General features: G+C 63.5%; 13 protein-coding genes. 5 read left to right on the top strand and 8 right to left on the bottom strand.

Annotated elements, in window-relative coordinates; genetic code table 11:
• Positions 1-84 precede the first annotated feature (84 nt).
• From AAFN46_RS09120 to AAFN46_RS09105, 4 genes are all read left to right on the top strand, one after another.
• Positions 85-1,107, top strand: coding sequence for an outer membrane protein assembly factor BamD (locus tag AAFN46_RS09120; RefSeq protein WP_347808362.1), 1,023 nt, complete (start codon positions 85-87; stop codon positions 1,105-1,107).
• A gap of 135 nt (positions 1,108-1,242) precedes the next feature.
• Positions 1,243-1,473 carry a PP0621 family protein gene (locus AAFN46_RS09115; protein ID WP_347808361.1) on the top strand — a complete coding sequence of 77 codons (231 nt, stop codon included), beginning with the start codon at positions 1,243-1,245 and terminating at the stop codon, positions 1,471-1,473.
• Positions 1,470-3,065 carry an ATP-binding protein gene (locus AAFN46_RS09110; protein WP_347808360.1) on the top strand — a complete coding sequence of 532 codons (1,596 nt, stop codon included), beginning with the start codon at positions 1,470-1,472 and terminating at the stop codon, positions 3,063-3,065. The genes AAFN46_RS09115 and AAFN46_RS09110 overlap by 4 nt, the downstream gene beginning before the upstream one ends.
• Before the next feature lie 2 nt (positions 3,066-3,067).
• Positions 3,068-4,405, top strand: a complete 1,338-nt coding sequence (locus AAFN46_RS09105; RefSeq protein WP_347808359.1) for a sigma-54 dependent transcriptional regulator — start codon at positions 3,068-3,070, stop codon at positions 4,403-4,405.
• Positions 4,406-4,408: 3 nt separating this feature from the next.
• Here the strand turns inward: AAFN46_RS09105 and thiO are convergent, their stop codons facing one another.
• The 7 genes from thiO to AAFN46_RS09070 all read right to left on the bottom strand — a co-directional run bounded on the left by thiO (position 4,409) and on the right by AAFN46_RS09070 (position 11,371).
• Positions 4,409-5,488 (bottom strand): glycine oxidase ThiO, encoded by a 1,080-nt coding sequence (thiO, locus tag AAFN46_RS09100; protein ID WP_347808389.1) that lies wholly within the window; start codon positions 5,486-5,488, stop codon positions 4,409-4,411.
• 78 nt (positions 5,489-5,566) lie between these two features.
• Entirely contained in the window at positions 5,567-5,971 is a 405-nt protein-coding gene (locus tag AAFN46_RS09095; protein WP_347808358.1) for a type IV pilin protein, read from the bottom strand.
• A gap of 11 nt (positions 5,972-5,982) precedes the next feature.
• Positions 5,983-9,237 (bottom strand): PilC/PilY family type IV pilus protein, encoded by a 3,255-nt coding sequence (locus tag AAFN46_RS09090; protein WP_347808357.1) that lies wholly within the window; start codon positions 9,235-9,237, stop codon positions 5,983-5,985.
• Between the two features lie 17 nt (positions 9,238-9,254).
• Positions 9,255-9,722 carry a PilX N-terminal domain-containing pilus assembly protein gene (locus AAFN46_RS09085; RefSeq protein ID WP_347808356.1) on the bottom strand — a complete coding sequence of 156 codons (468 nt, stop codon included), beginning with the start codon at positions 9,720-9,722 and terminating at the stop codon, positions 9,255-9,257.
• A 10-nt stretch (positions 9,723-9,732) separates the two neighbouring features.
• A complete protein-coding gene (locus AAFN46_RS09080) occupies positions 9,733-10,449 on the bottom strand; it encodes a prepilin-type N-terminal cleavage/methylation domain-containing protein (protein WP_347808355.1) in 717 nt (238 codons plus the stop codon).
• Between the two features lie 8 nt (positions 10,450-10,457).
• Complete coding sequence (gene pilV, locus AAFN46_RS09075; protein WP_347808354.1) at positions 10,458-10,901, bottom strand: type IV pilus modification protein PilV; 444 nt, start codon at positions 10,899-10,901, stop codon at positions 10,458-10,460.
• Positions 10,901-11,371 (bottom strand): GspH/FimT family pseudopilin, encoded by a 471-nt coding sequence (locus AAFN46_RS09070; protein ID WP_347808353.1) that lies wholly within the window; start codon positions 11,369-11,371, stop codon positions 10,901-10,903. Before AAFN46_RS09070 ends, pilV begins: the two co-directional genes overlap by 1 nt.
• Before the next feature lie 197 nt (positions 11,372-11,568).
• On the opposite strand from AAFN46_RS09070, the gene AAFN46_RS09065 reads away from it, so the two are divergent.
• Positions 11,569-12,081, top strand: a complete 513-nt coding sequence (locus AAFN46_RS09065) for a GspH/FimT family pseudopilin (protein WP_347808352.1) — start codon at positions 11,569-11,571, stop codon at positions 12,079-12,081.
• Here the strand turns inward: AAFN46_RS09065 and ispH are convergent, their stop codons facing one another.
• Positions 12,082-13,026, bottom strand: a complete 945-nt coding sequence (gene ispH / locus AAFN46_RS09060) for a 4-hydroxy-3-methylbut-2-enyl diphosphate reductase (RefSeq protein WP_347808351.1) — start codon at positions 13,024-13,026, stop codon at positions 12,082-12,084. It lies immediately after the preceding gene.
• Positions 13,027-13,051 lie beyond the last annotated feature (25 nt).

Here is a 13,051-nt window from a genome sequence, read left to right as displayed (position 1 = left end):
TCTTTGCCCCGGCGTTTGCGGGGCGTTCATCATAACAGGACGGCCGAGGCCCCGACAGCCGCCGTCACAGGGACGCAAGCCACCATGCAAGTGAAACACCTGCTGCTGATCGCCACCCTCGCACTCACCGCCGCCTGCTCGTCCAACAAACCGGAAGTGGACGAGAACCTCAGCGAGACCGAGCTGTACCAGCAGGCCCAGGACGATCTCGACAACAGCAGCTACAACAATGCCATCGCCAAGCTCAAGGCCCTGGAATCGCGCTATCCGTTCGGCCGCTACGCCGAGCAGGCCCAGCTCGAACTGATCTACGCCTACTACAAGAACGTCGAGCCGGAAGCGGCCAAGGCGGCCGCCGAGCGCTTCATCCGCCTGCACCCGCAGCACGCCAACGTCGACTACGCCTACTATCTCAAGGGCCTGTCCTCCTTCGACCAGGACCGTGGCCTGATCGCCCGCTTCGTGCCGCTGGACCTGACCAAGCGCGACCCCGGCGCGGCGCGCGACTCGTTCAACGAGTTCGCCCAGCTCACCAGCCGCTTCCCCAACAGCCGCTACGCCCCGGACGCCAAGGCGCGCATGGTCTACCTGCGCAACCTGCTGGCCGCCTACGAGATCCACGCCGCCCACTACTATCTGAGTCGCCAGGCCTATGTCGCCGCCGCCAACCGCGGCCGCTACGTGGTGGAGAACTTCCAGGAGACCCCGGCGGTCGCCGACGGCCTGGCCGTGATGGTCGAGGCCTACCAGCGCCTGGAACTGAGCGAGCTGGCCGCCACCAGCCTGGAGACTCTCAAACTCAACTACCCGGATCACCCGAGCCTGGTCGACGGCCAGTTCGTGCCGCGCGAGCAGGAGGCCGACAACCGCTCCTGGCTGGCCAAGGCCACCCTCGGCCTGATCGAATCCGACGCGCCGCTGCCGCCCGGCGAGACCCGCGCCAGCCAGGACGTGATTCGCCAGTACGAGGACGCCAAGGAAGAGATTCCGGACGAACTACTGCCGGAGAACCAGGACGATGCCCGCGAGGATCTGGATAGCGAGGCCGAGGCCGGCGGCGGCGACCGCTCCTGGTTCAGCTACATGACCTTCGGCCTGTTCGACTGACACTCGACCCGCCGAGACCAAGGGGAGGCCAAGGCCTCCCCTTTTTCATGCCGCCGCACGGGAATGCCGCGGACCTGCTGCGCTGCACCGGCACACTTGGCTAAACTGCGCCTTTGCCCACGAGAAGAGCCCATCATGTTCCGTCTGCTGTTCTGGATCGCCGTGATCGCCGCAGCCGTCTGGCTGTGGCGCCGCCTCAAGCGCCCCAACGCCGCCAGCGGCGCGACGCCGACGCCGGACGACCCGACGCCCATGGTGCGCTGCGCCCAGTGCGGCGTGCATGTGCCACGCGACAAGGCCCTGCCCCAAGGCGAGCGCTGGTACTGCAGCCGAGCCCACCTGGAACAGGACAGCCCGCGGCAGTGAGCACGGAAGAACTGGCCCTGGGCGGCATCCCCGGCCGCCGCATCCTGCGCCTGTACAACCTGTACCGGGCCACGGTCGGCCTGGCCCTGGTCATCCTGATCTCCAGCCAGCTGGACCGCGAGCTGCTGGACCTGGCCCATGCCGAGCTGTTCCGCTACGGCAGCTGGAGTTACCTGATACTCAATGTGCTGCTGGCTGTGCTGGTGCAGCGGCCGCGTCATCTGGCGCAAATTTTCGCCCTGGCCCTGCTCGACGTGCTGCAGCTGTGCGCCCTGTTCTACGCGGCCGGCGGCACGCCCAGCGGCATCGGCAACCTGCTGGTGGTGGCTGTGGCCATCGCCAACATCCTGCTGCGCGGGCGCATCGGCCTGCTGATCGCCGCCGTGGCCGCCATCGGCATGCTCAGCCTGACCTTCTACCTGAGCCTCCATCGCCCCGCCGCGACCTCCCAGTTCGTCCAGGCCGGCGCGCTCGGCGCCCTCAGCTTCGCCGCGGCGATCTTCCTCCAGGGCCTGACCCACCGCCTGCAGCAGAGTGAGAGCCTGGCCGAGCAGCGCGCGGTCGACGTCGCCAGCCTGGAGGAGCTCAATGCCCTGATCCTGCAGCGCATGCGCACCGGCATCCTGGTGCTGGACAAACAGCACCGGGTCCTGCTGGCCAACCAGGGCGCGCTGAACATGCTCGGCCGCAGCAAGCTGGAGAACAAGGTGCTCGACCCCTTCTGCCCGCAGCTGGTGCAACGCCTGCAACAATGGCAGCACAACCCCACCCTGCGCCCGCAGAGCCTGCAGTCCGTGCCCGACGGCCCGCTGCTGCAGCCGAGCTTCGTCCCCCTGCTGCGCGGCGAGGAGCAGCACACCCTGATCTTCCTCGAGGACATCTCGCAGATCACCCAGCAGGCTCAGCAGCTCAAACTCGCCTCCCTGGGCCGGCTGACCGCCGGCATCGCCCACGAGATTCGCAACCCGCTGGGCGCCATCAGCCACGCCGCCCAGCTGCTGCAGGAGTCCGAGGCCCTGGAGGGACCGGATCGACGCCTGGCGCAGATCGTCCAGGACCACTCGCGACGCATGAACCTGGTGATCGAGAACGTCCTGCAGCTGTCGCGCCGGCGCCAGGCAGAACCGCAGCTGCTCGATCTGAAATACTGGCTGCACCGCTTCGCCAGCGAGTTCCGCAGCACCCTGGCAGGCCCCGACCAGACCCTGCACCTGGAGGCCATCGGCGGCGGCCTGCAGACCCGCATGGACCCGCACCAGCTGACCCAGGTGCTGACCAACCTGGTGCAGAACGGTCTGCGCTACAGTGCGCAGAAGCACCAGCAGGGCCAGGTCTGGCTGAAACTCTATCGCGACAGCGAGAGCGACCTGCCGACCCTGGAGGTGCTGGACGATGGCCCCGGCGTGCCTCCGGACCAGGAGCAGCACATCTTCGAGCCCTTCTACACCACCGACAACAAGGGCACCGGCCTGGGTCTGTACATCTCCCGCGAACTGTGCGAAAGCAACCAGGCACGCCTCGACTATAAACCTCGCGCAGGTGGCGGCAGCTGCTTCCGCATCACCTTCGCCCACCCACGCAAGCTGAGCTGAACATGAGCACCCGGCAGAGAGCCTTGATCGTCGACGACGAGCCCGACATCCGCGAACTCCTGGAAATCACCCTGGGACGCATGAAGCTCGACACGCGCAGCGCGCGCAACGTCAAGGAAGCCCGCGAGTGGCTGGCGCGCGAGCCGTTCGACCTGTGCCTGACCGACATGCGCCTACCCGACGGCACAGGCCTGGAGCTGGTGCAGCATATCCAGCAGCGCCACGCCCAGGTGCCAGTGGCGATGATCACCGCCTACGGCAGCCTGGACACCGCGATCAATGCGCTGAAGGCCGGCGCCTTCGACTTCCTCACCAAGCCGGTGGACCTCGGCCGGCTGCGCGAGCTGGTGAGCACCGCCCTGCGCCTGCGCAGCGGCGAAGCCCTGGAAGGCGCGCAAGACTCCCGTCTGCTCGGTGAATCGCCGCCGATGAAGACCCTGCGCGGGCAGATCCAGAAACTGGCGCGCAGCCAGGCGCCGGTGTACATCAGCGGCGAGTCCGGCAGCGGCAAGGAACTGGTCGCGCGCCTGATCCACGAGCAGGGCCCGCGCGCGGACAAACCCTTCGTGCCGGTCAACTGCGGCGCCATCCCCTCGGAGCTGATGGAGAGCGAGTTCTTCGGCCACAAGAAGGGCAGCTTCACCGGTGCCATCGAGGACAAGCAGGGCCTGTTCCAGGCGGCCAACGGCGGCACCCTGTTCCTCGACGAGGTCGCCGACCTGCCGCTGGCCATGCAGGTCAAGCTGCTGCGCGCCATTCAGGAGAAGGCCGTGCGCGCCGTCGGCGGCCAGCAGGAAGTGGTGGTCGACGTGCGCATCCTCTGCGCCACGCACAAGGACCTGGCCGCCGAGGTGGCCGCCGAGCGTTTCCGCCAGGACCTGTTCTATCGCCTCAACGTCATCGAACTGCGCGTGCCGCCGCTGCGCGAGCGCCGCGAGGACATCCCACTGCTGGCCGGGACCATGCTCGAGCGCCTGGCCGAGGGTGGCCTGCCGGCCGCCAGGCTGAGTCCCGAGGCGCTGGACAAGCTCAAGTGCTACCGCTTTCCCGGCAACGTGCGCGAACTGGAGAACATGCTGGAGCGCGCCTACACCCTGTGCGAGAACGACCTGATCCAGGCCGACGACCTGCGCCTGGCCGACGCCGCACCCGCCGGCGAGGCGGGCGAAGCCTCGCTGGCGCAGATCGACAACCTCGAGGACTACTTGGAAGAGATCGAACGCAAGCTGATCATGCAGGCCCTGGAGGAGACCCGCTGGAACCGCACCGCCGCCGCTCAGCGCCTGGGCCTGACCTTCCGCTCCATGCGCTATCGCCTGAAGAAGCTGGGCATCGACTGAGCCTCAGCCCAGCCTTCCCGCCGGGGCATAGGGCGCCGGATCGACTATGGGCGCCTCGCCCAGCATCAGGTTCTTCAACAGTTCGCACGAGGCCGGCGCCAGCACCAGGCCGTTGCGATAGTGCCCGCAGTTCAACCACAGCCCTGGGTACTGCGGCACTTCGCCAATAAAGGGGATGCCCTCCGGTGAACCCGGGCGCAGGCCGGCCCAGTGCCCGACCACCTCGGCCTCGGCCAGTGCCGGCAACAGTTCCTCGGCGGAGGCCTTGAGGCTGGCCAGGGCGACCTCGGTCGGCGTCTTGTCGAAACCCGCGTGCTCCAGGGTGCTGCCGATCAGGATGTGGCCGTCCTTGCGCGGAATCGCGTAGCGCCCCCTGGCCAGCACCATGGCCGGCAGGAAATCCTCGGCGCACTTGTACAGAATCATCTGCCCCTTGACCGGCTCGACCGGCAGATCGAGCCCCAGCGGCGCCAGCAACTGGCCGCTCCAGGCGCCGGCGGCGAGCACCACCCGCGCCGCGCGAACCTCGGCAGACTCCAACGTGACCCCCGCGACGCGCCCGCCTTCGCAGAGAAAACCCCGCACCTCGCTGCGCTCGAGCAGGGTCACGTTGCTCATGGCCCGCAGCGTCGCACGCAGAGCCTTGAGCAGCCGCGGATTGCGCACATTGGCGACTCCCGGCATATAGATGGCCGAGGCGAAGCCACCGCCCAGCGCAGGTACCACTTCACGCACCTCCTCCAGGGCGACCCTGCGCACGTCGCGCGACTCTCGCCGCGCCCAGTCCAAGGCCTCCCGCTCATCCGGCAGGTCCAGCCAGTAGAGGCCGCTGGCGTGGACCTCCGGATCGACTCCCGTGCCAGCGAGCAACTGGCTGGCAAGCTCGGGGTAATAGTCTTGCGACCAGCGAGCCAATGCCCACACGGCCGCGTCATAGCGCCACGGATAAAGGGGGGAAACTATGCCCCCGCCCGCCCAGGACGACTCGCTTCCAGCCACAGTCCGCTCCAGCACGACCACCGGCTCACCGGCCCTGGCCAGTTCCAAGGCGCCGAGCAGCCCCATGACTCCGCCACCCACCATCAGGGTGGAGTTCGACTTCACTGCGCCATCCTCCCGAGACAAAAAAGGGGAGCCGCGCTCCCCTTGCTTTCAGTCCAGCTAGCGTCGCCAGCAGACTGCATTGCGTCCAGTGCCAGAGCCCTGCTCGCCAAGCTGATTGATACTGAGCGCCTTACACTCATCGCCTGCCATTATGCCCCCAGTAACGGCAGTGGCATTGATCACAAAAGCGGTAGCGGATGTTTTTTCCTTATCAACGGCAATATTGTACACAGCCGCGCCCGTGGTCGGGCTCTGGGCGTTTATCGGCGCGTTCTCATAGGTGCCGTTCTGCGAGTAGAACCGCTCCATGAGCTGGGCGTTTTCCAGCATGACCGCCGCCACTTCCGCCCGGCGGGTCTTTCTCACATGCTCGCTGTAACTGGGGTAGGCGATCGCGGCAAGAATGCCGACGACGGCGACCGCGATCATCAGTTCGATAAGCGTGAATCCGTTGCGTTTCATCTAGTAAGCCCTTACTGCAATTGACGCCACATGATGCGCCGCGACTGAGCGATGCCACCGCACTGCCCATTGTTCACTTCGCCACACTCATCCACGACCTGCACCTCGCCTGTCGACTTGAGAATGTACTTACCCTGAGTTTTCTTCTCGCTGCCTGCATCGATGATCACCGGCAAACCTGGCAATCCATCTTCGATTGCCAGCCCGGATACACGGGTATCCTTGTTATCAACGACCCCGTCGCCATTTGTATCAAGTACCGAGTAAGTCAGCATGGCGCCGGACATTGCATTCAGCTCGACCAGTTTGCCACTACCCGTGCTCTCGCAGGGGTCACCCGCATCCACCTTGGCGGTCACGAAGATGACCCGGCCCATGGTGGTCTGCGCCGGATAGATGACCCTTTCGCCGTCGCGACTGCTACCCAGAGCGAGCGGCAGATACCAACCTTGCTGGCTCTCCCAGTCGACCTTGTTTTCCGTGGTTGTGAAATAGGTCTGAGTCTTGCCGTTGGCCGTGATGTCCACCGCGGAAACGAAGGCTTGAGCCTGCAAGGAACTGCTGCTCACGGTTCCGCTGGAGTCAGGCTTATCCCAGATGGCATAGAAGGTCTGCAGTTCGGTGCTCAGCTTGTCGTTGGCCTCCATCAACTTGCCGGTGCCAAACAGCACCAGATGCCCCCCTTTAGCCTCATGCTCCATCACCAGAGGCCTGGCCGTGATGGGGTGATCGGCACCCGCAGCAAACAACGGGCTTCCGGAGTTGGCCACGGCAGCCGCGCCGCCCGACATATCGATCTCCCAGAGATTGCCGCGCAGGTCTCCGGCATAGACCTTCTGCACCTGATACTGGGCATTCACCACCATCTGCGGCGAGGAGAGACCATTCGGCGCCGAGCCTAAAGCATTATCGTCCACGACCAGCTCCTGAATCAGCTGCCCGGTCGACAGATTAACCACATAGAGGGAGGCCTTGCCCAGATGGCTGCCATAGCCGTTGCCAAAGATGGCCACCCACTGATTGCTCGCATTCCTGGCCACCAGCGGCCTGGAGTAGGTGTACCCCAGATTGTTCCAGGCATTGCTCGGAGTGGAGGTTGCAGGTGCCGTGACCTCCCACAGCGCATTAATGCTGTTGTCTCCCGCCGAGAACAACTTGACTGCGAACATGCTCTTGCCACCGCCACCCATGCCGGCAACGGCCACGGTAGACCAGGTCGAGTTCACTTCCGCATCCGCGACTGTGATGCCGCCGTCCACCATGAACTTGTGCTTACCGCTGGTGGCGTAGTCGGTGGCGGCCACAGTACGCAGCTGCGGGAACACACTGGAGGGCATGTAGCCATAGCGGTGCCCACCGGTCTCGGCGTCGATCACATGGAAGAAGCCATCGTTGCTATTCACCAGCAGGCTATTGGTCATGCCTGCCTTGGCCGCAATGAAGCTGTCGTAGGAGGTCGACCCCGAGACATCGCTAGCCAGTCGCTCGGTCGAGGTCATCCGCTCCAAGGTGGAGTTGATGATGTCGCCCAGCAGCACGGTTCGGCTGCGCAGCCCGGTGACGGCTGTTCCTTTAGTCCATTCGACCAACTGGCTTCCCGTCACCCCCGAAGGCAAGCCGGCATCGAGCGTGGCCTGCTGCGCCGCCGACACGCTGGCATAGGAGAGCGCCACCACGCTATTGGTGGCCGTGTTGTAGGTCTGATAGCTGGCGCCGTTATTGCCCGGAGTGATGGTGCCGTCGGTGGTCCAGACACGCGCCAGCAGACGCCCGGTAGTAGGGCTCAGCGAGTAGGCCTCGACGGTGCCGCGCCAATCCGCAGGGTCATAGAGGGTCTTGTAGTAGCGGGTCGCGGTGGTCAGGCTGGTGGAGCTGGAGGCGCCCGCACCGCCAGACCCTGCCTGGGCACTGATTTCATTCAGCGCCTGAGTGAGAGCGTTGCTCAAGCCTGCACTATCGTTGGCGGTGTAGTACTTGCCTCGGCCATAGTACGCCGCGTCCTTCAGCATCTGGTTGTCCAGAGCAAAGCCTACCGTGTAGGTTTTAATATTCTGCTGCTTGAATGCCGAACTCTGGAAGCTCTTCCCTGCCTTATCCAGAACACTCGCCGTCGGGCGGATATCGATGTCGTAGGCAAATTTCGCGATGTCGTCCAGGTAATAGGTCGAGCCCTCGCTTCCGATCGAAAGAGAAGAGTCACCATCGGAATAGGGATTGGGCGAGGCGGGACTCAGCCCATCCCAGTCGGGCAGGTTATCGGTTCCCGCCACCGCGGGGTTGTCACGAGCCGGGTCGGTGGAGCTCTTGAAGAACTTGGAGTCGTAAGTAGGTGCACCATCTGTCACTACAATCCCGAAGTTCTTCTGACAGCGATACTGCACCTGCTCGGAAATATCGGAAGGCGCCGCATTATAGGAGCTGTCGAGCCCCCGATAATAACGCACCACGTCATAATAGGCCTCAGACAGGGGCGTCCAGGTGGCGCTGTACAGCGAATTGATCTGGCTATCCAGGGTCGCTTTCGTCGCCCCCAGACCAGACTGGATGATCCCCCCCTGCTGCGAGTATGTCTCCCCCGTGCTACCGAAAGCCGTACCGCCAGGCTGAAAAGTCGCCAAGCCAAAGCGAACACCGGTTATGTTATCCGCGATGATTTGCTTGGCGACAGTCTTGGCAACCCCCATGCGATGCGTCGTGGGGATGTCCGCTGCCTTGACGGTCCCGGCCAGCAGGCCCTGGACAAGATATTCCAGATAGTTCTTCGGCAATCTGGCATCGTCCGCCGTGGAACCCGACGAATTGGTCTGCACTTTTTCCGGGAAAGGAATACAGACTGTCTGCGCCGAGCTGCCGGGGTAGTAGACGGTTTTCTTGCCGGACTTGAACTCGTTCTTTGCCCCCAGGCGATAGTAGCCGCTGACACAACCGCCCTGGGCCACGGAGCCATGCCCCGTGAGCGCGGCGGTGTCGTTCCAGTGGCTTGTCTCGGTCACGTTGCAAGAGGTGCCGGCCTTGCAGTACATGGCCGTCGGATAATCCGTTTTCGCGTCGTATCCCGAGTGGAAAAGCACCGTATCCATACTGCCCGAGTTGTCCAGCAACAACATCACATTCGGTGCAACTGCGGCCGTGCTCAACAAAGGGGCCTGAAAAGGCGTGAATGCATAAACCGGAGCAGCCACATAAGCGGCCAGCAGAGCGCCAGCCAGTAAGGATGCCAATCTGGGCTTGGCCTTCCTGCCCTTATCGTTTGACAGCGACATCATTAATCCCTCTTAGATACTCAGTTGCTGTGCGCATAAATACTTTCGAGCGCAGTCCGGGCATTACCCTTTGTGGCGACAGCGGTTACCCGGTAGAGCATGACGCTGGAGCCATTCTGAACATTCACCGCATTGCTGGAGGTGCCGAGTTGCTGCAGCTTATAAACCCCACCACCGGATGCAGTCTTCCACACATCGCAGGCCCCCGATCCCTCGGTCAGGTCCCCCGAAAAATCCGGAACACGACAGTTATCGCCCGTGCAGGTTGTGCATGCCGCCAACGCGCTCTCATTGGCTGGAGCGGCGATAAAGTTCTCGCCCTCGCGCAAGGCGCGCTCCGCCAACTGGAACGTTTCGTTCTTGATCTTGACATTACCGGCCATCTTCTCCTGCAGGCCGGCATTCTGCATCGCGGCCACGCCGATAATGGTCAGCAGCAGAAGGAATATCAGGCTGACAAACAGCGCCATACCATCTTGTCTCTTCATGGTTTCGCCCCTAAGGAAGTCGGTTGCGCAATGCGGCAACCGCCGAATAACTCTGAGCGGCCGCCTTACCATTAGGGTCGGCCAGGGTCATCCTGATGCGCACGCTACGGATCAGGCTCGGGTCCGCCACGCTGGTCGCATAGCTGCCGGAGGCGTATGCGCTGTCGCTGCTTGCCGCCAGCCCAAAGCTCACGGCGAAGCTGGTAACCCCGGAGATCAGCGGCTGGAAACTACCACTGCCGCTATTGCGCACGGATAACGTCTGCGCATTATCATCGTACTGATACTCCACCTGGCGAATGGGAAAGGCCATTTCCCCCGCAGCGGGATTGGCCGCGCCGGGCTTAACGGTACCCGCCGTTCGGCAATCGGTTGTCAGCGTCCAGTCGGCTTCGGCAGAGGAGGACGAGCCCGAGGTCGCACTGGCGGTAATAATGCTGAGCGTACTGCCGTTCCATTGGATGGGATCGGCAAAGGCTGCCGGCACGTCAGCGACCGAGCCGGAGTTCAGCGACAGGCAGCCAAACATGCCTGCCATGCGCAGTTCCTGGGTGATACGCGACAGGGCATAGCGCGCATCTTCCTGCAGCCGTGCCGAAGCATCCTGTGCTTCATATGTTTGCTTAGAGCTGACGAATATCTGGGTGATACCCAGCACCACCAAGAGACCGAGGACAAGGGCAACCATGACCTCGACCAGACCAAACCCCGACTGATTAGGCTTCATGTTCGGCATCACTCATTCGCAACATCGGTGGTAATCGAAAAACTGCCTGTTGCATCTGCCTTTCTCGCGGCCTTCGCTTCCGACCAGCTGATACTGACCGTCACCGTGCTACCAGCAACGGTGATGCTGCCGTTACTGCCCGGCAGGCTCTGGACATTGGTCGCGAAGTCGGTCAGGTCGTCAGCTTGCAGGCCCGAGACAGACACAGTGTCATCCGTGCTGTTCAGAACGTAGTCACTCAAATTATCTGGATCGGCGTTGGCCCGGATGCGATCCAGAATGTCGTACGCAATGAAACTGGCCTGCGAGGTGTAGACGGCGCTATTGGTGTACTTGAGCGCGTTCAACTGCAACGCCGCGGCCCCCAGCACCCCGATGGCACTGATAAAGACCGCAATCATCACCTCGAGCAGGGTGACGCCAGATTGTGAATGACGCATTTGCACGCCCATCAGTTGCACCCCGCTCCGACCTGAATCCGCCCGCTAAGGCAAACCGCCACGACCCGGGACTGGCCGCCACGGGCATAGGTGAACGCCACCGCCTTGTCCGGCGAGCTCAGCCCGCCGAAACTATTGAATTCGATGGAGTCAATGTCATTCTCCTCCATCACCTGAGCCCCGGCCGACATCGCCGGAATGGTGCGAAGAACCGTCCCATCTGAGCTCTGCTGGATACTGATGCCATTCGCCCAGCCTGTGGCTTGCCCATCGGCCGGCACTACCTCCACCGCCTGACTGCGATTGATTGCCTCGAGCCGCCCATAGTTCAGGGCCTTGGCCAGATCATTCACCTCGGTGCTCGCCCGCGAGCGCTCGAATACCCCCTTGAACGCCGGTAGCGCCAGCGCCGCCAGCACCGCCACCACCACGAGAGTGACCATCAGTTCGATCATGGTGAAGCCATTTACATATCGCCGCATTGCTGCTCCCTCTTTGCTGCGTGGGACTATATCCATCCAGCCGCGAGCGAACAGGGCGCAGAGGATATACGGTCGGATTTATACCCTCAGTGAATAGCGGCGATATGCCATAGACCACAGCTTCATCAGATCGCCTTGCGCGCGCGAGCGCCCGATCTATAGTCAAACCGCCCACCTAATCCAGGGACGGATTAAGCATGCGCAACACCGGATTCAGCCTTCTCGAGATGCTGACAGCACTCGCCGTGGCCGCCGTATTGACCCTCATCGCCATCCCGCTGATCGATGAGCTGCTTGCGAGACAAAGGACCAGCACGGCACTGCGGAGCTTTACCGACAGCCTGAAATACGCCAGAACGCACGCCGTTTTACACCAGACGGGCGTGACGATGCGCGCGCAGCAGCAGGATGACTGGGGGGCCGGCTGGCTGGTCTTCGAAGACCCCAATCACAACGCGCGACATGACAGCGAGGAAAAAACCCTGCTGCAGAGAATTCCGGGCGAGGGCCTGGTGATACGCGGCAACCGCCCCGTGTCCAGCTATATACACTTCAATATGCTGGGCGAGCCGCAGCTGACCGGAGGCGGCTTCCAGGCCGGGACAGTGACCATCTGCTCCCCTCATGCCCCCGAGAAGCACTCCCAGCTGATCATGGCCAGGAGCGGCAGGCTCCGTCTCAGCAGCAAGATTGCTTCGTCCTGCCCATGATCACAGGCTGCGAACTCGAAGCTCCTTGGGCATCGAGAAAGTGATGTTCTCCGGCCGCCCCTCCAACTCCTCGGCGCCGACCGCGCCCCACTCGCGCAGCTGCTCGACCACGCTACGCACCAGCACCTCCGGTGCCGAGGCGCCGGCGGTAACGCCGACACACTGCGCCGAGTCGAACCACTCGCGGCGCAGGTCCTCGGCCCCGTCGATCAGGTAGGCGGGCGTGTTCATGCGTTCGGCCAGCTCGCGCAGGCGGTTGGAGTTGGAGCTGTTGGGGCTGCCGACCACCAGTACCACGTCGCACTCGGACGCCAGTTGCTTGATCGCATCCTGGCGGTTCTGGGTGGCGTAGCAGATATCGTCCTTGCGCGGGCCGCCGATAGCGGGGAACTTGGCGCGCAGGGCGTCGATGACCTTGCTGGTATCGTCCATCGACAGGGTGGTCTGGGTGACGAAAGCGAGGTTCTCGGGGTGGCGTACCTGCAGCGCCGCCACATCGGCTTCGTCCTCGACCAGGTAGATAGCGCCGCCGTTGCGGGCATCGTACTGGCCCATGGTGCCTTCCACTTCCGGATGGCCCTCGTGGCCGATGAGGATGCATTCGCGGCCGTCGCGACTGTAGCGGGCGACCTCCATGTGCACCTTGGTCACCAGCGGGCAGGTGGCGTCGAACACCTTGAGGCCCCGGCGCTCGGCCTCCAGGCGCACAGCCTGGGACACGCCGTGAGCGCTGAAGATGACGATGGTGTCATCCGGCACCTGGTCCAGTTCCTCGACAAACACGGCGCCGCGCGCGCGCAGGTCCTCGACCACGAACTTGTTGTGCACCACTTCATGGCGCACGTAGATCGGCGCACCGAACACCTCGAGGGCACGGTTGACGATCTCGATGGCGCGGTCGACGCCGGCGCAGAAGCCGCGGGGGTTGGCGAGTTTGATCTGCATGCGGGGAATCTCGGTACGCGATGGA

This window comes from Pseudomonas sp. CAU 1711, from assembly GCF_039888625.1.
In the GTDB taxonomy this organism is placed as follows: domain Bacteria; phylum Pseudomonadota; class Gammaproteobacteria; order Pseudomonadales; family Pseudomonadaceae; genus Aquipseudomonas.
This window is presented reverse-complemented; position numbering and strand designations above follow the sequence as displayed.